Raw genomic sequence first — 22,730 nt, forward strand, 5'->3', positions numbered from 1 at the left:
CGTTTTTTGTCAGCCGGCGAAGTCCAGCGCCGCGGCGCCGGCACTCACCCGCTGGTAGTAGTCGATCAGCTTAGCGGTGGAGGCATCCTGGTTGCCGGATTCGCCGCTCTCCAACTGTGGTTGTAGTGCCGCGGCCAGTCCCTTGCCCAGTTCAACGCCCCACTGATCAAAAGAATAAATTTGTAAAATCACACCCTGGGCAAAGATTTTGTGCTCATACAGGGCAATCAGTGCGCCCAGGGAGTGGGGGTCCAGCCGGCGCAGCAGAATCGTGTTGCTGGGCCGGTTGCCGCGGTGCACCTTGTAGGGCGCCAGCGCGGCCATCTCCTCGGCGCCCATGCCCCTGGCCGCCAGCTCTCTTTCCACTTCCTCCCGGCTGACGCCGTTCATCAATGCCTGGCTCTGGGCGAACATATTGGCCAGCAGAATTTCATGATGGCCCGGCAGTTCGTGCCCAGGGGCGACACTGCCGATAAAGTCCGCCGGCACCACCTGCGGGCTCTGGTGCAGGTACTGGTAGAACGCATGCTGGCCGTTGATGCCGAGCATGCCCCATATTAGGGGGCCGGTCGCGTAATCCGCCTCCTCCCCCGCCCTGGTGGTAGATTTGCCGTTGCTCTCCATCTCCGCCTGCTGCAGGTAGGCCGGCAGCATGTGCAGCGCCTGTTCGTAGGGCAGAATGGCGTGGGTCGGATAGCCCATAAAGGTGCAGTACCAGAGACTCACCAACGCCATCAGCACCGGCGCGTTTTTCTCCAACGGCGCCTCGCGGAAGTGCCTGTCCATACTGGCCGCGCCATCGAGCAGCGCCCGAAAACCCTCGAAGCCGACGGCAATCGCGATGGGCAGCCCTATCGCCGACCATAGCGAGAAGCGCCCGCCGACCCAATTCCAGAACCGGAAAATCCGCGGCGCCTCCACTCCGAAGGCGCGCGCCTTTTCCGGACTGGCCGTCACCGCGACAAAGTGCCTCCGCAGTATCTCCTCACGGTCCGCCAGCTCACCGAACCAGCGCAGCGCGCTGCGCGCATTGGTCATGGTCTCGGTGGTGGTGAAGGTCTTCGACGAAACCACGAACAGGGTCGTCTCCGCATCCAGCTGCGCCAGGGTGTCGGCCAACTGGGCTCCGTCCACATTGGAGACGAAGTGCACCCGCATATCGCCGCGCCGGTAGGCACGCAACGCCTCTATCGCCATCTGCGGGCCCAGATGGGAGCCGCCGACGCCGAGGTTGACCACATCGGTGATGCGCCTGCCGGTGCAACCCGTCAGGCCGCCATTATGTAGTAAATTTACAAACTCTTTCAAGCGCCCCAACTCGCTTTGCACCCGGGTGCTCACCGGAGTGCCGTCCAGCGCCACGGCTTCCGCCGACCCGCCCCGCAATGCGGGATGTAGAACCGGGCGCCCCTCGGTGCGATTGATCGGCGTGCCGGCGAACAGGTCGTCGCGCCACTGCTCCAGATCAGCGTCGCGGGCCAACTGTAATAAATTTACAAAAACTTCGTCATCGATCAGGTTCTTGGAAAAATCGAACAGGAATTCCGGCAGTTCGAGGGAAAAACGCGCCGCCCTGTCCGGGTCCCCGGCGAAGAGTTCACGCAGGTGGCGGTCGCGCATGGATTGCGCCAGGGAATTGAGCTTCTGCCAACTGGGAAGTCGGGTGATATCCATAAAAAATCCCCATGGAATACGAGTGCCGACAGTAGGAATCGGACACCGGTTATTGTTCTTCTGCAGTCATCTGCCAGCCTTCCGCGACAAATGACAACGCTGTCATTGCAAATTAAAGGCTCCCACACAAAGACAACGCTGTCAATTTATTATTGTAGTAGAGTTTCAGGATCAGGCCTGACTGCCCATGCAGGAGTGCGTCCATTTGGCGCAAGGGAAAAAGGCGGGCATTTGCTGATAAAATGTCGCCTTTGGCCTCAAGACCCCAGGCTGGTCGGCACTGCGAAGCCCCAGAAACGGCATTCACCTCTGCTCACGATACAGGCAGGGGCCTCCACAATAAGGACAACGCCCTAGATGAAAGTCACCATCAACGATGTCGCCGCCCAGGCCGGCGTCTCCATCAAGACCGTTTCCCGCGTCATCAACAACGAACCCTCGGTGCGCCCGGCAACCAGGAAGAAGGTGATGGAGGCGGTCGCGGCACTGAACTACCAGCCCAACCTCGCCGCGCGCAACCTGGCCGGCACCCGCTCTTACACCATCGCCTTTATCTACGACAACCCCAACGCCTACTATGTGATCGATATGCAGAACGGCATACTCGAAGCCTGCAAGGCGCGCGGCTATGAGCTGCTGATCCACCCGAGCAATTCCAAGTCGGAGGCGGTGCACGACGAACTGAAAAACCTGGTGGAGCACTCGAGAATTGCCGGCCTGGTACTGACCCCGCCCTTTTCCGAGACCCAGGCGGTAATAGATACCGTCAAGTCCCTGAACGTGGACTATGTGCGTATCGTCTCCGCCGCGGCGGCCGAGGAGGATGAGGAAAACTGCATCCAGGTGGACGACAGCGCGGCCGCTTACGACCTCACCCGACACCTGCTACAGCTGGATCACAAGCGCATCGGCTTCCTCTGCGGCGGCGAGGAGCACGTCTCCACCCACGCCCGCCTGGACGGCTACCGCCGCGCGATGCAGGACGCCGGCCTGCCGATCGAGGAAGACCTGATATTAAAAGGCGAGTACTCCTTTGATTCCGGCGTGGAGGGCGCCAAGAAACTGCTGCAGTCCGCCAACCCGCCCACGGCCATCTTTGCCAGCAACGACGAAATGGCCGCGGGCGCTCTCTTCGCCGCGCGCCTGATGCATATCGAGATTCCCGAACAGCTCTCCATCGTCGGCTTCGAGGACAGTCCCTTCTCCCGCCAGACCTGGCCCAAACTGACCACCGCCCACCAGCCCAACAATGAAATCGCCAAGTGCGCCGCCGCCCTGGTGCTGAGCAAGGCGCGCAGCAAGGGCGCAACGGAGAGCGGCACGGCCAGCAAGGAGGCGGGGATCAAGAGGGAGTTTACGCCGGAGCTGGTGGTGCGGGACTCGAGTGGGCCCGCGCCGAAATGAATGCGGAACAGGAGCAGCCCGAACCCCGCCTTTTATCAAGCGTAGATGCGGCCCGGATTCACTCGGACGTGTACGACGCTAGATCGCGTATTCCGCACTCATCATTCCGCATTAAAAAAAACGCCCTCACGAAGAGGGCAAAGATGACGAGAACCAAAGAGAAAAAAACAGACAGGTTACAAATTAAAGCGTTACTTCCAGCTGCGCAGCTTGTGTCCCTTGAGGGCGTAGAAGAGGATGTACAAATAGCAGGGCAGCGCGACCCAGTAGCCCGTGCGGGTGCTCTCCGCCATTTCGCCGACCTGACCGAATACCAGCGGAATAATCGCACCGCCGGCGATGCCCATGATCAGTAGCGCGGAGCCCTGGGCAGTGAACTTGCCGAGGCCGTCCAGTGCCAGCGGCCAGACCGCCGGCCACACCAGGGCGTGGGCCAGGCCCATCAGGGCGACGAAGGTCACCGTATCCGGCACCACCGGGATACCCGACCAGCCCCAGAGTACGCCCGCAATCGCGGTACTCTCCGCAGAGCTGAAGACCACCCCCAGCACACACAGGGAACCGGCGATGGCGGAGCCCAGCAGCGCCTGCTGCTGGGAGATAAAGCGCGGGATACAGGTGACGCCGATCAGGTAGCCGACCACCATAAACACCATGGTGTAGGAGGTCAGCGAGGCGAAGTTGCTCACACCCAGGCCCTCGCCGTAGAGGCCGATGGTATCGCCGGCGATCACTTCCACTCCCACGTAGGTGAACAGCGCCAGCGCGCCCAGCACCACCTGAGGGAATTGCCAGACACCGGATTTGCTCTCGCTGTCGGCACCGCCCTCCTCCTCGATTTCCGGCAGGCCGGAGAATTTCACCAGGCCCACCAACAGGAACAGCAGCGCCGCCATGTAGATGTACGGCATCACCAGGCGATTGGAAACCTCTTCAAGCCTGGCCGCGCGCCCAGCCTCACCCAGTTTGGCGATGGTCTCGGAGTTGAAGTCGGAGAGACCGGACAGAACCAGCGCGGTAAAGACCATCGGTGCCAGCACGCCGGCTCCCTTGTTGATAATGCCCATCACCGCGATACGGGTGGCCGCACTCTCTGGCGGTCCTACCTTGACCACGTAGGGGTTGGAGGCGGTCTGCAGGATCGTCAGGCCGGCGCCGAGGCCGAACAGGGCCAGCAGGAAAACCGGGTAGCTGCCGGTCTGCGCGGCGGGAATAAAGACCAGTGCCGCCCCCCCCATGATTCCCAGGCCTATGGCCATGCCGTCGCGGTAGCCGGTGCGCCGCAGGATAAAGGACATCGGCAGCGCCATCACCGTGTAGGCGATATAGAAGGCGAAGGTCACGAACAGTGCCTGAAAGTCGTTCAGGTCACAGAGAATTTTCAGGAACGGAATCAGGGAGCCATTCAGCCAGGTCACAAAGCCGAAGATAAAGAACAGCATGCCGATAATCGCCATCGGCAGCAGGCTGCTTTTCGACTCACCCCGGGTTGCTATTGCGGTTTCCATAGGAGCACCTTTTTATCGTTATCGTGGTTTTTTCGAAACTAACTTCAAACTTACTTTGAAAAGACTTCCCTGCCGCCTATCCAGGTTTTCTGCACCTGTAAATTCCCGTCCAGCAAAATCAGGTCCGCGGGCGCGCCGGCAGCTATCCGGCCGGCATCGGAGCCCAGGAACTGCGCCGGGTAGAGCCCCCCCATGCGCAGCGCCTCCTCCAGTTCCACCCCACACCAGTCGCGGATATTGCGCACGGCGCCGATCATATCCAGGTGCGAGCCGGCCAGTTCGCCGGTGGTGGATGTGAGCCTGTCGCCCACTTTCGTCACCACCCGGTCGAACAGCGGGAAGCTGGTCTCGCCGCTGCCCACCAGGGACATGGCATCGGTCACCAGCATGACCTTGCCGCGGGGCTTGGCCTTCAGGGCCAGCAGCATCGACTCGGCGCAGACATGGTGGCCGTCGGCGATGAGTCCGCACCAGGCGCCGTCGCTGATCAGCGCGGTACCCACCATGCCCGGCTCGCGGGACTGCAGCGGCGACATGGCGTTGTACAGATGGGTAAAGCCGGTCGCACCGGCCGCCAGCGCCGCCGCAGCGGTGGCGCCGTCGGCATTGGAGTGGCCGAGGCACACCTTCACGCCCAGGGAAACCAGCTTGCGGATATCCTGCGTCGGTACATTCTCCGGCGCCAGGGTGACCAGCTTGATGCCCAGGTCGTCGCGGGCGTAGATCGCCAGTTCCTCGTCGCTGAGCGGGCGAATAAACCTCTCCTCGTGGGTGCCCTTCTTGGGCGCACTCAGGTGCGGCCCCTCGAAGTGCACGCCAATTACGCCGGGCACGCCCTCGCGCAACGCGGCGCTGACCGCATCCGCGGCCCGCTGCATCACGTCCAGCTCGTCGGTGATCAGGGTCGGCACGAAGCCGGTGGTGCCGAAGCGCGCGTGGGCAGCGCTCATCCTACCCAGCGCGTTTACGCTGGGGTCGTTGTTGAACAGGACACCGCCGCCGCCGTTGACCTGCACATCCACCAGGCCCGGGGCCAGCAACCCCGCAAGCCGCTCGGCGTCCGCCGGCGCCTCGCCGCCGAGGGACCGGATACGACCGTCGTCGCCGATGGCCAGCGGGACATCGCGGCGGATCTGTTCGCCGTCGAAGAGCCGTTCCGCTATCAGTGTGTGCACCACTACAGACTCCAACTTCGCTGCTCAAACCGTCTGGGTGACTTTCTTCAGGCCGGCCGGCTCGTCCGGGTTGATGCCGCGGCTGACCGCCACATGGGCGACATCGATATAGAAACGCTGCAGCAGCGCCAGCGGCGCCACCCGCGGGTGCACGCCCTTGCTCGGCACATGCAGGTTCACCAGGGTGCCGCCGCGGCGGATGATGTCGGCGATCTGCTCGCTGTGGGCCTTGTAGGACTCATCCTCGATGGGCACATTGACCACGGTGAGCTTCTGCTCGACGAGAGTCACCGGGCCGTGCAGGAATTCCGCGCTGGAGAAGGACTCCGCGTGGATATTGCAGACCTCCTTCAGTTTCAGCGCCAGCTCCCGGGTGATGCCGTAGCCGGGACCGCGGCCGAGCACCACCAGGTTCTTCACGCTGGCCAGGTCTTCCGGGCGCAGCTGGATCTGGGAATCCAGCGCCTCGGTCAGGGTCTGCGGCAGCGCATTGACCGCGCCGAGCAGCTCTTTGTCTTCGGTCCAGTTGGCCACCAGCTGCAGCACTGCGGACAGGGTGGCGAGGTAGCTCTTGGTGGCGGCGACCGCCTTTTCCGGCCCCGCCTTCAGGGGCACCATCAGGTCGACGATATCCTTGATCGGCGCGCTCTCGTCGTTGACCAGCGCCACCGTATAGGCACCCGCCTCTTTGGCCATCTTCGCCTGGGCGAGGATGTCCGGGCTGCGGCCGGACTGGGAGATCACCAGCACCAGCGCGCCCTCCAATTTGAGCTTGCGCCCGTAGACGCTGGAGACAGACGGCGCCGCGGCGAAGGTGGGCGTGCCCGTTTCGATTTCGATCAGGTATTTGGCGAAGACGCCGGCGTGGTCGGAGGAGCCGCGACCGACGATCATCACGAACCGGGGGGGCTCGCGGCGCAGGCGCTCGCCCAACTGGGCCATGGTGTCGGCGTTGTTCCGCAATTGCTCGGCGATGCGCGCGGGCGCCTCGCGGGCCTCGGATTCCATTACTGTGGTGGCCATACCGCTATTTACCTGTGTTGCCTCAGCGGGTGTTGCTGCAGTCATGTCAATCTCTGGTTCCGTTATCCGTACAGGGCTTTTGAATCGGCTTCGCTCGGTTCGACATCATTGGCCTCCTGCGCCAGCGACTGCTGGGCGAAGTAGACGCAGCCGATCTCCGGCGCATCCAGCGGTTCCGCCAGGCGCTCCACCACGTGGGGCGCCAGCCAGGGGCGCAGGCGCGGCGCCAGGCCGCCGATCATCGACAGGCGCGGCGGCTTCAGCTCAAGCAGCTTGTCCGCCAGGTCGCTGATATAGGCCGCACCGTCGCGCACTATGGCCACCGCCACCGGATCGCCGGCCTCGGCGCACTCGATCACCGGCACCGCCAGGCGCGCATAGTGGCTGGAGGACTTGCCGCCGATCTTCTCGAACACCTCATTGGCGTCACGGGCATCCAGTGCCTTCAGCAGTTCGCCTTTCAGCTTCGAGTCCCCGGCCAGGCCGTCGAGCGCCATCAGCAGGTACTTGACCGCCTCCATGCCCATCCAGGCACCGCTGCCCTTGTCGCCGTGGGGAAAGCCGTGGCCGCCGATCAGCTTGCTCTGGCCGTTGACCCAGGCGTAGCCGCAGGAGCCGGTGCCGGCAATGATCACGGCCCCGTCGCCGCCACGGTGGGCGCCCAGGCAGGCGGAGTGCTGGTCGGTGGTGAGATAGAGTTTCTTGAAGGGGTGGGCCCAGGAGGCCATTTCGTTGTAGAGGCGCGGCATGTTCACGCCGGCCAGGCCTGCACCGGCCACCAGCTCGCCCAGGGTCTCCGGGGGCAGCTTGGCGTCGGCCAGCGCCAGTGCGGCGGAGCGCACTATGGAGTCGATGGTCTGGGCGTAGCCGTGCAGCGGGTTGGCGGGACCGGCGACACCGGTACCGAGGACGCGGTTGCCGGCATCCACTACAGAGGCCCGGCATTTGCTGCCACCGCCGTCGATACCAATAAAAAGTATGTCCCTGTCTCTCAAAGCAACCATCTGTACCGGCCTCTAAGATTTTGTATTGTTATGTGTCTTTACCGGGCTTCCCAATGAATTCCCCCGGGAGCCGACCGGCGCACACAGGCGCCAGTACCAATATAGGAAAAATACTACACGAGAAATGACAGCGTTGTCATCTCATTTTTGTAAAAAATGCCGATCGACGGGAATACTCGGCAGGTTTATTGCGCAAAGCCGTACAATTTCCCTTCGGGCGACACCGAAGTATATAGCCTCCCCCCACTCCCGCCCACTGGCGTCCCCCACTTGGCGCTGATGTGAACTGTTCTCCCTTTCTCTCGCCGCGGGAGAAGTAAGGCGCCTCGCCGACGGCGAATCTTGCCCCCCTTCATATACTTCTGCTGCTCCGAATCACACCGGCGGGCGATGCCCCATCGTGCCGGGCACTGGACCAGAAACCACCATAAGGAAATTCCCATGTTCAAGCGCACCCTCTGCGCCATCCTCCTGCTGGCGGCCGCCAGTGCCCAGGCCAACATCCCCATCAGAATCGGCGACAGCAGCGGCGGCGATAAAACCCTGGCTGTCGAACTGGCGCGCGGCTACCTGCTGTCCCGCAGCGGCGGCATTATCAGGGAGATCAGGCGCGGCGGCGAAGTGCACCTGTCCACACAGATCGACGGCGGCAGGCTGCAGTTCGCCATCGCCAGCCCGCCCGGCGACAGCGCCCTCGGCCAGCTGGCGGAGGGCAATCTCGACCTGGCATTGACCGCCGGCCGCGCCAGCGAAGCCCAGCGCCAGAAACTGCAACGGGCGGGGGGCGACAACACACTGGAACAGGTGGTGGGCTTGCAGGCGGTGGCGCTGGCGGTGCATCCGGACAACCCGGTCGGCAGCATAGACGAGGGCCGCCTGCGGAAACTATTGCGCTCCGGCAGCGGCAACTGGCGGGACCTGGGCGGTGCCGATGCCCCCATCGCCCTGGTGGCCAGTGACCGGCTGCCCAATGCCCTGCTGCGGACCCTGGCTCCTGCGGTCGACGACCACCGGGACGAAGCCAGCCTGGCGCTGATACTGAAGCAGAACCCCCTGGCCCTGGCGCTGGTGCCGGTGCAACGCGCCGGCCAGTTCAGCAGCCTGGTGGTGCGCGCCGCCGGCACCCTCCTCGCGCCCACCCAGGCGCTGATCGCCAGCGAGGACTACCCGCTGACCCAGCGCCTTCATCTTTACGCGCGGCGGGACGAGCAGAACCTCCACCTGCAGGCCTTCGTGGAGTTTGTGTTGAGTGACGCCGGCCAGGTCCTGGTCGACGCCAACGGCCTGGTCAGCCTGACCCCGCGCCCGCTGGACACTGTCCCGCGGACCGACATGCCGGCGCCCTACCGCGAACTGGCGGAGAAGGGCCAGAGAATCAGCATCGCCTTCCGCTTCGACAGCGGCGGCAGCGAACTCGACGCGCGCGCCCAGCAGGATGTGGCCCGCCTGGCGGATTTCCTGCAGCAGGAGGAAAACCGCGGGCGGAAAATTGCCCTGGTGGGATTCAGCGACCGGCAGCGGCGCGACTCCATGGCCGAAACCATCTCCCGCTTTCGCACCGTAATCGTCAATCGCCACCTTCGCAGCGCCAATATTGCAGCTGACCAGACCCTCGCCCTGGGCGCCAGCGCGCCCCTGACCCTCGACGAGAAGACCTCGGAACAGCGCAACTCCCGCGTCGAAGTCTGGCTGCTGTAACCGCTATCTGGCGAGCGCCTGCCAAGGTGTTCGCCAGCCAATCCCCCTTGGGTGTGATCACAAAAAAAGTGCGCACGGGTTAACACGTCACTGAAATATTTTTGTCACATTATTCTGCGATAAAGCCCCCGCCCGGAAGGCTGCGGTATCTGACACGCCTTCCGCACAGCACGAAGACGCTATCGGCGGGCCGCAAGCGCCCGCGGAATTCCAACAAAGACAACGGCAGTCTCGTTCCCGAAATTCCCGAACAAAAATTGCAAGCGAGAGAATATCCAGATGGGGGTCCTGTCCATGCGCGCTCTTGTTATCGCGCTCCTGTGCTGTCAACTGCTGTCCTTAGCGGCCCAGGCGGCGGAAACCAAAACACTCTTCCGCCTGACCGGATCCAATACCGTCGGCGCCGAACTGGCACCACTGCTGGTGAAAGGCTATCTGCAGAGCCTGAACGCAACGGACATAGAACAGCGCAGTGAGGGGGTGCGCCACTGGATCAGCGCCCAGTTGGACGGACGCCGAGTCGAAGTGCCCATACTCGCGTTGGGTTCCAGCACCAGCTTCAAGGCGCTGAATGAGGGCAGCGCCGATATTGGCATGGCCTCGCGCCGGATCAAACAGAAGGAAGTGGTAATGCTGGAGCGCTTCGGCAACCTGGCCGGTGCGGAAGCCGAGCATGTCGTCGGCCTCGACACACTCACAATCGGCGTAAACCCGAGCAACCCGGTCGCAAATCTGACCATGGCCCAGGTGCGCCAGATATACGAGCGCAAAATCCGCAACTGGCAGGAACTTGGCGGCCCCGACCTCCCTATCCACCCGCTGCACAGGGATATTGAATCGGGAACCCGCACCACTTTCGACGAAGATGTGTTCGGCGGAAGCCGCCCAGCCGAGCCGGGCGTCTACGAAGTCTCCGGCAACGCCGAGACCCGTCAGATAGTGCTGAGCGATCCGGGCGCCATCGGTTATCTGCCCTTTGCGCACACCCAAGGCATAAAAAAGGTCGCGTTGAAAGTGGGGGATCTGGCTGCGATCGTGCCGAACAAGGGCATCATCGCCACCGAGGACTTCCCCCTGACCCGGCGCCTGTATCTGTACAAGAACCCCAGCCAATACAAGCCCCATGTGGACAGCTTCCTGCAATTCGCCGAGTCGCCGGAGGGGCAGAAACTGGTGGCCGGGATCGGCTTTATCAACCTGACACCGGTGGCGCTGAAAATGACGCCCTACCCCAACGCCCCGGAGGCCTATCGGGAACTGATGGAAACCGGCGAGCGCCTCAGCATCTCTTTCCGCTTCGCCGACGGCAGCTCCGAGCTGGACAGCCGCGCACTGAAGGACCTGCGCCGCCTGGAGGCCTTTATGGAGGAGTCGGAACGGGAGCTCAACCTGACCCTGGTGGGCTTTTCGGACCAGAAGTCCAACAACAATATCGCCGATATCATCTCGCGCTTCCGCGCCCTCAAGGTCCAGGGCGCCCTGTTGCGGGACCACCAGTTGGGCGACAGCAGAGTCCTCGCCCTGGGCGCCTTCGCCCCCCTGACCGCCGACCGCGAGCAGGCGCCGGTCAAGAACAGCCGCGTCGAGGTGTGGATAAACTAGCGGGCCAGGCGCTTGTCTATAGTGAAAATTGGCCCGACACTTTGTCGGGTGGATTTCACTGGGACAAGCGGATGGCAACGGCGGAATCACTGAGAGGGATGCTGGGCGCGGCGGCGCTGGTCTCGACACTGCTGTTACTGGGCAGCTGCTCCAGTATCCAGCTCGCCTACGGCCAGTTGGATCGCTGGATACGCTGGCAGATAGACGACTATGTCGACTTCAACGGCGAACAGAAAGCCCAGTTGGTGGCCGCCCTCGACAGCTTCCACGCCTGGCATCGCCAGACCCAATTGCCCCGCTACGCCGACTACCTGGAACAGCTCGCCAATCTGGTGGAAAAGGACCAGCTGCAGCAACTGGAGCTGGAATCGGTGGAGGCGCAGATACGCGACTTCCTGCAAACGGCCAGCACCCAGCTGTACGACCTGCTGCTGCCGCTGGCCGCCACCCTGAGCAGCGCACAGATAGACCAACTGGAACAGGAACTGCATGAAAAGCGCGAGAAATCCCTGGAGAAGTGGCAGAAGTCGCCGGAGAAGATCCAGCGCCGCCGCAACAAACAGATACGCAAGCAGAGCGAGCGCTGGCTCGGCTCCCTGAGCGACGAGCAGGAACAGCTGATCGCCGCCTGGGTGGCACAGGTGGAATACAACCCGCTGCTGCGCGACCAGCAGCGGCAGGTCTGGCAGGCGCAGTTCATCGACCTGCTGCGCCGCAAGCCGGACGGCTATTTAGCCAAGATGCGCGACCTGATGCTGAACCCGGAGCAACTCTGGCCGGAGGACTACCGCCAGATGCAGGAGCAGCGCCACCGCCAGGCGCGCGAACTGGGCGAACAGATACTCGCCAGCACCACCGAGGCACAACGCCTCCACCTGACCGGGACACTGCGCGAATACGCGCGGGACTTCCGCACCCTGGCCAACCAGTAACCATGTGGGGTGCGCCGTGCGCACCGCCAGTCGGGATTGGTGCGCGCGGCACACCCTACCGCCACTGGTGCAAACTCCCCCCCACCTGCTAAGCTCGCCGCTTCCATTGACCATACAGAGGGAAGCCCGTGCGTATCGATTCCGCCACACGCGAACAGCTACAGGAATGGGAAAAAGAACTGAGTGCCCAGTACCTGCGCATCTGCGAGCATGAACTGAGCCTGGATATCACCCGGGGCAAGCCCTCGGCGGAACAGCTACACCTGTCCGACGGGCTGGACGGCATCCTCAACGGCGACTACCGCGCGGCGGATGGCACCGATACCCGCAACTACGGCGGCCTCGAAGGGCTCATCTGTGCGCGCGAACTGGGCGCGGATATCCTGCAGGTACCCACCGAGGAAGTGATCGCCGGCGGCAACAGTTCCCTGACCCTGATGTACCACGCGGTGCTCACCGGTTACCTGTTCGGCTTTGCCGGCAACAAGCCCTGGCGGGAACTGGGCGCGCCGAAATTCCTCTGCCCGGTACCCGGCTACGACCGCCACTTCTCCATCTGCGAGCAGCTGGGCATCGGCATGGTCAACGTGCCCATGACCGAGACCGGACCGGATATGGACGCGGTGGAGGAACAGATCAAAAAAGATCGGGACATCATCGGCATCTGGTGCGTACCCAAGTTTTCCAACCCCACCGGCGTCACCTACAGCAAGGAGACCGTCGACCGCCTGGCGCAACTGGGCCAAATCGCCAACCCCGGCTTCCGCATCTTCTGGGACAACGCCTACGCAATCCACGACCTCGAACAGCAGGTCAACCTGCCCGGCATCCGCGCCGCCAGCCTGGAGAACGACACCGCGGATTCGGTGCTGCAGTTCGCCTCCACCTCCAAGGTCACCCACGCCGGTGCCGGGGTGGCCTTTGTCAGCGCCAGCCCCGCCAACCTGGCGTCGCTGAAAAAACAGATGCAGGCCATGACCATAGGCCCGGACAAGGTAAACCAGCTGCGCCACTCGCGCTTCTTCGCCGAGTTCACCCTGCTGAAGGAGCATATGCAGAGGCACGCGCAGATCCTGAAGCCGAAGTTCGAGTGCGTGCTGAGCCAGTTGGAAAAGGCCTTCGGCGATTCGGACCTGGGCGACTGGGAAAAGCCGCAAGGCGGCTACTTCGTCTCCTTCAACACCCGCCCCGGCTGCGCCACCGCGGTGGTGCAGCTGGCAGCAGACGCCGGTGTCAAGCTGACCCCCGCCGGCGCCACCTTCCCCTATGGCAGGGACCCGGAAGACCGCAATATCCGCATAGCGCCCAGCTTCCCGCCCCTGGAGGAACTGGATACGGCCATGTCGGTGTTTGTGTTGTGTGTGAGGCTGGCGAGTGTGCGCAAACAGCTGGAAATGATTTAAGAGTGGTGCGCGTGGCGCACCCTACGGAAATCCTTTTGATGCTGTAGGAGCGGCCGTTGGCCGCCCCACCGCTCCTACAAAGAGATATCAATCAACCGCCGAGATAGCGCCTGGCGAATTTCGGATCCACCTGCTCCAGGTCGACCACCACCAGCCCGTCCACCGAATCGCAGAAATCCGGATCCACGTTGAACGCGTGGAAGCTGGTTCCGCCGGGCCTGGTCACCGCGGTATACTTCTTGAACAGCGGCGGCAGCATCACGCCCTCTTCCTTCAGTATCTGCTTCAACTGCACCATATCCTCAGCCGCATCGCCGAAAAGCTCCGGCAGGTCCTCGCGCGCCTCTGAAAACGGCAGGCGGGCGTCGCCGAGGGGACTGTCGGTGGCGAAGTGGTGCAGGAAGTAGCGCACTATGGCCGATTTGGCGCGCACCGAGAAGGTACCCGGCATGGATACCGGTCCGAACAGGTAGCGCACACTGTTGCGCGCTATCCACCGACCGATGCCGCACCAGAGCAGATCCAGGCCGCGGCCGCGCCAGTATTCCGGCAATAGGAAGCTGCGCCCCAGTTCCGCGGAGCCCGGCAGGCACTGCCGGGGCGGGCGCGGGTAGTTGAACAGGGTACTGCTGTAGATCTGCTCCGGTTCCAGGGCGTCGGTCATCGCCAGGCGGTAGGCGCCGGCGATCTGCTGCCGACCGGAGTCCCACAACAGCAGGTGGTCATAGTGGGCATCGAAGGCGTCCCAGTCGCGGCTCTGGCCGGTGCCCTCACCCACTGAGCGAAAGGCCACCTCGCGGATGCGCGACAGCTCGCGCATCACCGGGCAGTCGACCCGCTGGCGGTAGAGCACGACGGAAAACTCGCCCTGTTCCACCAGGGCGTCGCAGCTCTCCAGAATCTGCGCCACCTCCTCCACCGGCTCGGGGTTGGCGATCGGCTCCGGGCCCAGCGGGCGCGGCGACTTGTGCAGCCTGTACACATGCTTGCGCCACAGGGCCGCCTGGGCGCGCGGTGTCAGCGGCCAGCTGCGGAAGTGCTCCGCCTCCACCGGATTACCGATGCGGATATCGATGCTGCGCCTGGCCTGCTTGAACATCTCGCGGATCAACCATAGCGTAGACAGCGGCTTGTTGACCATCGACAGGCCGTAGAACCACAGGGAATTGCGCCCGCGCACCTGCACCGGCAGGATGGGTGCATTGGTCTTTTCCGCGAAGCGGGCAAAGCCGGGATTCCAGCGACCGTCGCGCACCCCCTGGGGCGTCAGGCGGGAAACCTCGCCGGCGGGGAAAACGATGATCACACCACCGTCGTGAAGGTGGCGGTAGATACCCTCCACATCGCCGCGACGAGTGCGTCCGTTGAAGTTGTCCACCGGCAGCAGGTAGGGGCGCAGCGGCTCGATATTCCACAGCAACTGGCTGGCAACGGCGCGCACGTCTTTGCGCACCCTGGCCACCATATCGATCAGCGCCAGGCCGTCGAGACTACCCAGCGGGTGATTGGAAACGATCACCAGCGGGCCGCTGCGGGGAATCCGCTCCAGCTCCGACGGGTTCAGGTCGTAGCGGAAGTCGAACCAGGCAAACACCTGGCGGATAAAGTCGAGGCCTCCCAGGTGCGGATAGAGGCGGCCAAATTCCTGTATCTGCTGTTCGCAACAGATTTTCTTCAGGGTTGCGGATACCAGCCTGCGCGTCGGCCTTTGCGGCGCGGCGCTGTACCAGGGATTCTTCTGCAGCAGGTTTTCCAGTTGGATCATGCCGCTACCGCCTCAGTCATAATGCTGGCCAGTTTGGGGGCCCGATGCCAGTGCAGCAGGTCCAGGCGGCCGTCGTGTTGTTCCACCACCGCGCTCATCGAATCCACCCAGTCGCCGCAGTTGGCGTAAGTCACCTTGCGCTCTTCCCCTTTGCTGTGACGGATGGCGGCGCGGTGGATATGGCCGCAAATCACGCCGTCGAGGCCGCGGCGGCCCGTCTCGCGGAGGGCGATCTCCTCGAAGTTGTTCATCATGCGCCTGGCCGCGTGCACACGGTTTTTCACGTGGTTGGCGAGCGACCACCAGGGCTTGTCGAAGCGCCCGCGCCAGTAATTGATCCAACGGTTCAGGCGCAACATCAGGTAGTAACTATGGTCACCTATGTGGTAGCTGATGGGGTTGATACTGATATGGTGCTCGAACTGGTCGCCGTGGGTGACCCAGTAGCGCCTGCCGTCACCCGCGGTGTGAATCCACTCCCGCTCGATGCGGATATTGCCCAGGCGCTTGCCGGCCCAGCTGCGCATGGGGGCATCGTGGTTGCCGGGTACATAGATGACTTCGCGGGTCTGGCTGCTGAGTTCCGACAGCATGCCCAGCAGCAGCGAGGAGGCCTGGCACCAGCTGCCCCTGCCCTGGGCCAGGGCCTTCATGTCGAAGATGTCGCCGACCAGGTAGACGGTGTCGGCGCGGTTCTGGGCGAGAAAGTCCGCCAGCCGTTGCGGCTCGCTGTCCCTGCTGCCCAGGTGAACATCGGAAATCCACAGTGCGCGATAGCGGTTGCTCATGGCAAAGCCCTGTTTATTGCTCTGCGCATACTGTGCCGGGGAGAAATGACAGAAAAGAGGCTGTTTTTTGAACGTTCTATTGCAATGGCGTATGGGGTGACGGCTGTTTGATCTGTCAGTTCCTGACCCGCTCAATCCGCTCGAACCGGGAAACGCTGGCCAGATAGTCCTCCCAACTGCTGGCCAGCGCTTCCGTCTGGAAACGCCTGTACTCCTCCCTATCCAGCCAGAAGACCCGCGTTCGCACACCCCGCAAATTTACCAATGGCAGGTTTTCAATGGCTTTGGGACCCGCACTAAACACCGACCCCGCTCTCGAGTTCTGGATCATGTCACTGACAATCGTCAGCTGCACATCCGCGGCTTTCGGGTCGATTCTACGCAGGGCCGCCACATCGGAAATAGCCTCGAAGATCGGGGACTGCTTTTGTTCGCCGCCGGCCACCACCGTCGCAATCGCCCGCTCCAGCGGCGCGGCGAAGCGCTCTGCATAGAGCCGTTCGATAAAGACCCGGTTGGACGTCAGCATATCCACATCATCGGCGGACGGCGGCTTGCACAGTTCGATCACCGGGTCGGAGAGACCGCTGTAATGCTCGTCCAGCACAAAGATGGAGAAGCGGTCGTTGACTTCGGCAGCCTGCAACAGGCCGGAAATATGGGTTTCCAGAAAATGTACCTGATGGGCGGACAGCGCATCGGAGACATCGACGATCATCAGGTGGTGACTGGCGCGGGGCAGATGCTCGTTGCACAGGGTGACGCGATCGTAGTCTTTCCCGGGGGAATGGACCACCTGCAATAAGAAGACTCCCAGCGCAATCAGAATCGCCACACCCGAACCGAAGATGGCGATGCCTTTCCTGTCGTCGCTGGAAGTGCCGCGGTGCGCCCCTCGCTGCCTTGTCCCTATCCTTGTTCCCGCCTTCGCGCGCTTCGCCATCACCCGCCACCCAGTCCATTCTCGCGCTCGATATCGGCTTTCAGGGTCTCCAGCTTGCGCTGGGCCTCCTCGCACTGGTGATTGATCGCGGTCATGGCATCCGCGTAAGCCTGTTCCAGCCCGGCGAGCATCCTGTCGAACGCCGCCAGGTCCATCTTGTGCTGCTCCAGGCCGGTGGTGTTCAGCTTCGGCAGTGTGTCCAGCTCGAAGCGCAGCAGCTCGCCGAAGTAGGCGGCGCGGCGGTTCATCATGCGGGCGGAGTAGGACTGGTAGTAGCGCACCAGTTCGTCGAGCAGGCCCTGGGCTTTGACGATGTCTTCCCCGTAGTGGCTGCTGATCTCCTCACTGCGTTCGATGCTGGACTTGAAGGCGATGTACTGGGAACGGATTTCCTTCTCCCTTTCGGAAAGCGTCCGGCGGGCCTCCTCGGCGATCTCGTTGATCTCCTCAACCGCATCGGAACAGCTGTGGACCCACCGGTCCTGCAGGACCTTGGCACGCCGCGCCATGGCCGTGAAGCCGGGGTAGGAGTCGTCCACCACGAAAAATTTGGCCGTAAGCAGGATCAGGGCAATGGCACTGACAATCACCATGATCCAGGCATTGAAGTCGTGAATTGCCAGCGGCGCGCCCCAGAGGTTCATCACCGCCAACTTGGAGGCGACGAAGGGGTTCAGTTCCAGCGCCTCCCGGTAGTGGCCAACGCCGAGCACGAACGCCGTGGCGAGGACAGCGATGCCGGCAAACAGGGTCGCCGACACCAGCTTGCGCGCCGGATTGCGATGGAAGAGCCCCCGCAGGGAGAAGGCCGCAAAGGCCGCCAACCCCAGGTTGACCAGGGCGATGATAAAAGCCTGGAAGAAGCCGCCCACCAGTCCCAGCTCGCTCCCCTTGGAGAGAAAGAAGGAGTTCAACGCGGTTTCGGCGATAACGATAAAGAAGATGATGGCGTAGTGCAGGATCTTCGACTCCCGGTAGATGGCCTCCCGGGTGAGGCCGTTGCGGTGTTTGAAGATCTCGAGATCCATGCGCACCGCCGCGCAGTCCCTGGCCGCGCGTTTGAGGTCCTGCGCCATGGCGGAGATTCTGGCGGAGATCCGCTGGCCGACACCGCGCCCGGTATGGGTGATTTCCTGGTAGAGCCGGCGGATGTCCACATCCATCCTGGCGTCCGCCTGCTCGTCGAGCTGGTTCTGCCGGTCGGTGTGCACCCGTCCGATGATTTCCCGAATCACATAGGAGCGCAGGCTCTCTTCACTTTCGGTGTGGCTGATGCGATCGACTTCGGGGATACCCGCTTTCACGTCGCGCTCGACGCGCTCTTCGAGCTTGAGGGCGGAGATGGCGGCCTTGGTGGCAGGAATTGTGCTCATGACTTCACCTAAAAGACGTCCGCTACATTTAGGCATCGATGGAGACCGGGGGCTCTCGCTGTGTCTGGCGGGAAACTCATCCTTGCCGGCGGGCAGCAAAAACTTCCGTACCTTCTAGAATAGCTGGCCGTTGAAATCCGACGCGCCGATGCGATGAAGTGTCGGCCACTTTCCGGTCCCCGCCGGGTGGCCCATGGCTGCGCAGGACGCGGCCGCGTCCATGTATCGGGGAACCGCGCAGGATCTGGTGATAGCGCGGCCAGACCGCCACCGCGAGCGACCAGGAAAAGCGGCGAGTGGCGGCTTCGCGGGTATTCGGGGGGGGGGGGAGTTGCCGGAATCGGCAGGCAAGCGCCGCGGCAACGGGCGATGCCGCGGCACGGAATGGATTATTCGCCATCCACCGGCGGACGCATCGGCGCAGGGAAGGGAAACTTGGCGACCTTGTCACCTTTTACCTCGACGATCTTGCCGGTGCCCTCTTTTTCCACCTCGTCGATACGCACAATGCTGTGCATCGGTATATAGGAACGGGTCACCGAGGCAAACTCGCTCTTCAGCTTCTCCTCGCTGGGATCCACCACCAACTGGGCCCTCTCACCGAACACAAACTCCTCCACCTCGATAAAGCCATACATATCGCTCTGGTAGATGGCCCGGGCGTAGAGCTCGTACACCTGGTTCTGGTTGTGGAAGATGACTTTGTAGATAGGGTTGGCCATAGGAGTCTCTGGAAAAGGGGCTGGGGCCCATGGATTCTAGTCTCGACGCGGGCTTTGCCCGAAAGCGCCTGCTGCCCACATATAAAAAGCGCGGAAGGTTAGCACTCTAAGGGAGGCCCGTCTATGCAGTCCGGGGCCGGGTCGCTATAATGCGCCACCATTTCTATCGACCAGTTTTTAACCAGGCGCGACATGTCCAAAACCGCGGTGAAAAAGCTCTATATCAAGACCCACGGCTGCCAAATGAACGAGTACGATTCCGCGCGCATGCGCGATCTGCTCGGTGAGTCCCACGCCATGGTGCCCACCGACGATCCGGAAGACGCGGATGTGCTGCTGGTCAACACCTGTTCCATTCGCGAGAAGGCACAGGAAAAACTGTTCCACCAGTTGGGCCGCTGGAAGCACCTGAAGGAAAAGAATCCCGATCTGGTCATCGGCGTCGGCGGCTGCGTGGCCAGCCAGGAGGGCGAGGCCATCGCCAAGCGCGCGCCCTACGTGGACCTGATCTTCGGCCCGCAGACACTGCACCGGCTGCCGGAGATGATGGAGACCAAACGCCAGAAGAGCGGCGCCGTGGTGGTGGACGTCAGCTTCCCGGAGATCGAGAAGTTCGACCGCCTGCCGCAGCCTGAGGCCGACGGCGCCACTGCCTTCGTGTCCATCATGGAGGGCTGCTCCAAGTACTGCACCTTCTGCGTGGTGCCCTACACCCGCGGCGAGGAGGTCAGCCGCCCGGTGGCGGACGTGCTCGAGGAAGTGGCACACCTGGCGGACCAGGGGGTGCGCGAGGTGAACCTGCTGGGCCAGAACGTCAACGCCTACCGCGCACCCGGCGACGACGGCCAGATCGTCGATTTCGCCGAGCTGATCACCTATGTGGCGGCCATCGACGGCATCGACCGCATCCGCTACACCACCTCCCACCCGGTGGAGTTCTCCGACGCGCTGATCGATGTCTACGCCGAGGTACCGGAGCTCGTGAACCACCTGCACCTGCCGGTGCAGAGCGGCTCCGATCGCATACTGATGGCCATGAAGCGCGGCCACACGGCGCTGGAGTACAAGTCCAAGATCCGTCGCCTGAAGAAGATACGCCCGGATATCAGCCTGTCGTCGGACTTTATCGTCGGCTTCCCCGGTGAGACGGAGCAGGACTTCGAGGCCACCATGAAGCTGATCCAGGAGGTGGGTTTCGATATCTCCTTCAGCTTCATCTACTCCGCGCGCCCGGGCACCCCGGCGGCGGACCTGCCGGACGACACCTCGGAAGCCGTGAAGAAGCAGCGATTGCAGCTGCTACAGCACCGTATCAACCAGCAGGCGGCGGAGATTGCCCGGCGCATGGTGGGCAATACCGAGCGGGTATTGGTGACCGGCGTGTCGAAAAAGGACCCGGGCCAGCTGCAGGGGCGGACCGAGAACAACCGCGTGGTCAACTTCCGCGCCGACGACCTGGCGCTGATCGGCAAGTTTGCCGACGTGCTGATCGAGGAGGCACTGCCGAACTCCCTGCGGGGTACACTGGTGGCCTCGGAGCTGGATGGCCCCCGGCCCTGAATACAAAGGCTTGGCGGCCCTGCTGCCGGTGGCCGTCTGGGAAAAAACCTCATCGGTAAATAGTTCCCAGACAGCCACCGGCAGCAGGGCCTTCGCATCGGCATCATCGCGCCGTTCGAGTTCCGAGTCCCGAGTCCCGAGTCCCGAGTCCCGAGTCCCGAGTCCCGAGTCCCGAAATTGTAATGCCCTTGTGTTATAAGCCCAGCGACCAAATAGAACCCATTCGTCACACTCTACCCTTTCCCCTACCGGGAAAATGGGTATACCCTAGCAGTGAATCCCCCAGATAAAGGTGCCGGAAACCAATTTGGAAACGCATACCCTCGCTCACAGTATCACCCTGGAGCCCAACGACGCCCGCCGCCTGGCCAACCTCTGTGGCCAATTCGATCAACACCTGCGCCAGATTGAACAGCGATTGGATATCGAGATCCGCAACCGCGGCAATCAGTTTGCCTTCTACGGAGAGCCCAAATCCGCCCGCGCCGCCGGCGAGGTGCTGAATTTCCTGTACAAGGAGACGGGCAGCCGCGACCAACTGACGCCGGAGGAGATCCACCTGGCCCTGCAGCAGTCCGGGGTCGAGGAGCTCCAGAGCGGTAACGGCGAAGGAGCGGAAGCGGAGCAAGTGGTGCTGATCCGCACCAAGAAGTGTTCCGTGCGCCCCCGCGGCCTGAACCAGCGCAAGTATGTGCGCGCGGTGCAGGCCAACGACATCAACTTCGGCATAGGCCCGGCGGGTACCGGCAAAACCTACCTGGCGGTGGCCTGCGCAGTGGAGGCGCTGCTCAAAGACCAGGTGGAGCGCATACTGCTGGTACGCCCGGCGGTGGAGGCCGGCGAGAAACTCGGCTTCCTGCCCGGTGACCTGAGCCAGAAGGTGGACCCCTACCTGCGCCCGCTCTACGACGCCCTCTACGAGATGCTCGGCTTCGAGACGGTGGGCAAGCTGATCGAGCGCAATGTGATCGAGGTGGCACCGCTCGCCTATATGCGCGGCCGCACCCTGAACAACGCCTTCGTGATCCTCGACGAGAGCCAGAACACCACCCGCGAGCAGATGAAGATGTTCCTGACCCGCATCGGTTTCGGCTCCACCGCAGTCATCACCGGCGACCCCAGCCAGATAGACCTGCCCCGCGGCCAGGCCTCGGGATTGCGGCACGCGATCGAGGTACTTGGCAAGGTCAACGGCATCAGCTTCACCCACTTCGGCGCCAAGGACGTGGTGCGTCACCCGCTGGTGCAGCGCATCGTCGAGGCCTACGATATCCACGAGGCGGAGCGGGAGGCCCTGGCCAAAAAGCCGGATGAGGACGCGGCCTGAGGCTGGTGTGGTGTCTCATACTGAATGCGGTTATCAGCGGGCCGCTAAGCGGCCAGATGCAAGGCGCATTTGCGCCAGCGTAGCCTGCTACGTCAAGCAAATGCAACGCCGCAGATGGCTGCTTAGCGGCCCGCCCGAAGGGAGCCCCCCAAATCGCCCACAGCGGCGTTGCCGCTCTTGGAAAGGGCGCGCCATTCCCTACGAGCGGCGCCTTGCTGTGAACAATTTGGGGGGCTCTGATAACCGCATTTAGTATGAGACACCACACTTTGATCGACCTACAGCTAGACGTGCAGCGGGCCAGCCGCTGCTCCGAACTGCCCTCCGATGACAGCATCTACACCTGGGTCAGCGCCGCACTGACAGGCCGCCGCGAAGCCGCGGAGCTGGCGGTGCGCATCGTCGACGAGGACGAGAGCCGGCAGCTCAACCGCCAGTACCGCGGCAAGGACAGACCCACCAACGTGCTGTCCTTCCCCGCCGAACTCCCCGAGGACCTGGATCTCCCCCTATTGGGAGATCTTGTGATCTGTGCACCGGTTGTAGTCCAAGAGGCGGAAGAGCAGCACAAAGCGCCCTCCGCGCACTGGGCACATATGGTGGTCCATGGCACACTGCACCTTTTGGGCTACGACCATATAGAGGACGCGGACGCCGAGGTGATGGAGAAACTGGAGACAGGCCTGCTGGCCGGGCTCGGCTATGCCGATCCCTATGCCCCGGTGGACGAAACCGCGGACCCGACCCGAATACAGCAGCCGCGAACGGCAGCAGACTAACGCAAACCGCTACAGACTAAAGTTACAGACGAGAGAAATCCGGAGCATGG

The 22,730-nt window shown here is 62.9% G+C and carries 18 protein-coding genes; 8 read left to right on the top strand and 10 right to left on the bottom strand.

Annotated features, from left to right (window positions below; genetic code table 11):
* Window positions 1-9: 9 nt before the first annotated feature.
* On the bottom strand, window positions 10-1,674 hold the full coding sequence (gene pgi / locus AC6R19_RS15525) for a glucose-6-phosphate isomerase (RefSeq protein WP_500580746.1): 1,665 nt from the start codon (window positions 1,672-1,674) through the stop codon (window positions 10-12).
* A gap of 357 nt (window positions 1,675-2,031) precedes the next feature.
* On the opposite strand from pgi, the gene AC6R19_RS15530 reads away from it, so the two are divergent.
* On the top strand, window positions 2,032-3,078 hold the full coding sequence (locus AC6R19_RS15530; RefSeq protein WP_500580747.1) for a LacI family DNA-binding transcriptional regulator: 1,047 nt from the start codon (window positions 2,032-2,034) through the stop codon (window positions 3,076-3,078).
* Between the two features lie 191 nt (window positions 3,079-3,269).
* On the opposite strand, the gene AC6R19_RS15535 is transcribed toward AC6R19_RS15530, so the two are convergent.
* The 4 genes from AC6R19_RS15535 to nagK form a co-directional block, all read right to left on the bottom strand.
* Window positions 3,270-4,586, bottom strand: a complete 1,317-nt coding sequence (locus tag AC6R19_RS15535; RefSeq protein ID WP_500580748.1) for a sugar MFS transporter — start codon at window positions 4,584-4,586, stop codon at window positions 3,270-3,272.
* 50 nt (window positions 4,587-4,636) lie between these two features.
* Complete coding sequence (gene nagA / locus AC6R19_RS15540) at window positions 4,637-5,761, bottom strand: N-acetylglucosamine-6-phosphate deacetylase (RefSeq protein ID WP_500580749.1); 1,125 nt, start codon at window positions 5,759-5,761, stop codon at window positions 4,637-4,639.
* 24 nt (window positions 5,762-5,785) lie between these two features.
* Window positions 5,786-6,784 carry a glucosamine-6-phosphate deaminase NagB-II gene (gene nagB-II / locus AC6R19_RS15545; protein ID WP_500580750.1) on the bottom strand — a complete coding sequence of 333 codons (999 nt, stop codon included), beginning with the start codon at window positions 6,782-6,784 and terminating at the stop codon, window positions 5,786-5,788.
* A gap of 62 nt (window positions 6,785-6,846) precedes the next feature.
* Window positions 6,847-7,788, bottom strand: coding sequence for an N-acetylglucosamine kinase (gene nagK, locus AC6R19_RS15550; protein ID WP_500580751.1), 942 nt, complete (start codon window positions 7,786-7,788; stop codon window positions 6,847-6,849).
* Window positions 7,789-8,229: 441 nt separating this feature from the next.
* Here nagK and AC6R19_RS15555 point away from each other — a divergent pair, with 441 nt between their 5' ends.
* From AC6R19_RS15555 to AC6R19_RS15570, 4 genes are all read left to right on the top strand, one after another.
* Complete coding sequence (locus tag AC6R19_RS15555; protein ID WP_500580752.1) at window positions 8,230-9,486, top strand: PstS family phosphate ABC transporter substrate-binding protein; 1,257 nt, start codon at window positions 8,230-8,232, stop codon at window positions 9,484-9,486.
* A gap of 294 nt (window positions 9,487-9,780) precedes the next feature.
* Entirely contained in the window at window positions 9,781-11,088 is a 1,308-nt protein-coding gene (locus AC6R19_RS15560; RefSeq protein ID WP_500580753.1) for a substrate-binding domain-containing protein, read from the top strand.
* 71 nt (window positions 11,089-11,159) lie between these two features.
* Complete coding sequence (locus AC6R19_RS15565) at window positions 11,160-12,020, top strand: DUF6279 family lipoprotein (protein ID WP_500580754.1); 861 nt, start codon at window positions 11,160-11,162, stop codon at window positions 12,018-12,020.
* A 128-nt stretch (window positions 12,021-12,148) separates the two neighbouring features.
* Window positions 12,149-13,423, top strand: a complete 1,275-nt coding sequence (locus AC6R19_RS15570) for an aspartate aminotransferase type Ic (RefSeq protein WP_500580755.1) — start codon at window positions 12,149-12,151, stop codon at window positions 13,421-13,423.
* Window positions 13,424-13,514: 91 nt separating this feature from the next.
* Here the strand turns inward: AC6R19_RS15570 and olsF are convergent, their stop codons facing one another.
* The 5 genes from olsF to AC6R19_RS15595 all read right to left on the bottom strand — a co-directional run bounded on the left by olsF (window position 13,515) and on the right by AC6R19_RS15595 (window position 19,014).
* Window positions 13,515-15,188: a bifunctional ornithine lipid synthase OlsF gene (gene olsF, locus AC6R19_RS15575; protein WP_500580756.1), complete on the bottom strand. Its 1,674-nt coding sequence runs from the start codon at window positions 15,186-15,188 to the stop codon at window positions 13,515-13,517.
* Window positions 15,185-15,976, bottom strand: coding sequence for a UDP-2,3-diacylglucosamine diphosphatase (locus AC6R19_RS15580; protein ID WP_500580757.1), 792 nt, complete (start codon window positions 15,974-15,976; stop codon window positions 15,185-15,187). The genes olsF and AC6R19_RS15580 overlap by 4 nt, the downstream gene beginning before the upstream one ends.
* A gap of 115 nt (window positions 15,977-16,091) precedes the next feature.
* Window positions 16,092-16,919 carry a hypothetical protein gene (locus AC6R19_RS15585; RefSeq protein ID WP_500580758.1) on the bottom strand — a complete coding sequence of 276 codons (828 nt, stop codon included), beginning with the start codon at window positions 16,917-16,919 and terminating at the stop codon, window positions 16,092-16,094.
* Window positions 16,919-18,292, bottom strand: coding sequence for a hypothetical protein (locus AC6R19_RS15590; RefSeq protein ID WP_500580759.1), 1,374 nt, complete (start codon window positions 18,290-18,292; stop codon window positions 16,919-16,921). Before AC6R19_RS15590 ends, AC6R19_RS15585 begins: the two co-directional genes overlap by 1 nt.
* Before the next feature lie 389 nt (window positions 18,293-18,681).
* Window positions 18,682-19,014 (bottom strand): DUF1820 family protein, encoded by a 333-nt coding sequence (locus tag AC6R19_RS15595; protein WP_500580760.1) that lies wholly within the window; start codon window positions 19,012-19,014, stop codon window positions 18,682-18,684.
* Window positions 19,015-19,206: 192 nt separating this feature from the next.
* On the opposite strand from AC6R19_RS15595, the gene miaB reads away from it, so the two are divergent.
* From miaB to ybeY, 3 genes are all read left to right on the top strand, one after another.
* Window positions 19,207-20,574, top strand: coding sequence for a tRNA (N6-isopentenyl adenosine(37)-C2)-methylthiotransferase MiaB (gene miaB / locus AC6R19_RS15600; RefSeq protein ID WP_500580761.1), 1,368 nt, complete (start codon window positions 19,207-19,209; stop codon window positions 20,572-20,574).
* 307 nt (window positions 20,575-20,881) lie between these two features.
* Window positions 20,882-21,901 (top strand): PhoH family protein, encoded by a 1,020-nt coding sequence (locus tag AC6R19_RS15605; protein WP_500580762.1) that lies wholly within the window; start codon window positions 20,882-20,884, stop codon window positions 21,899-21,901.
* Window positions 21,902-22,155: 254 nt separating this feature from the next.
* Window positions 22,156-22,680, top strand: a complete 525-nt coding sequence (gene ybeY / locus AC6R19_RS15610; protein ID WP_500580763.1) for an rRNA maturation RNase YbeY — start codon at window positions 22,156-22,158, stop codon at window positions 22,678-22,680.
* Window positions 22,681-22,730: the final 50 nt, after the last annotated feature.

The organism is Microbulbifer sp. SE14 (assembly GCF_059834885.1).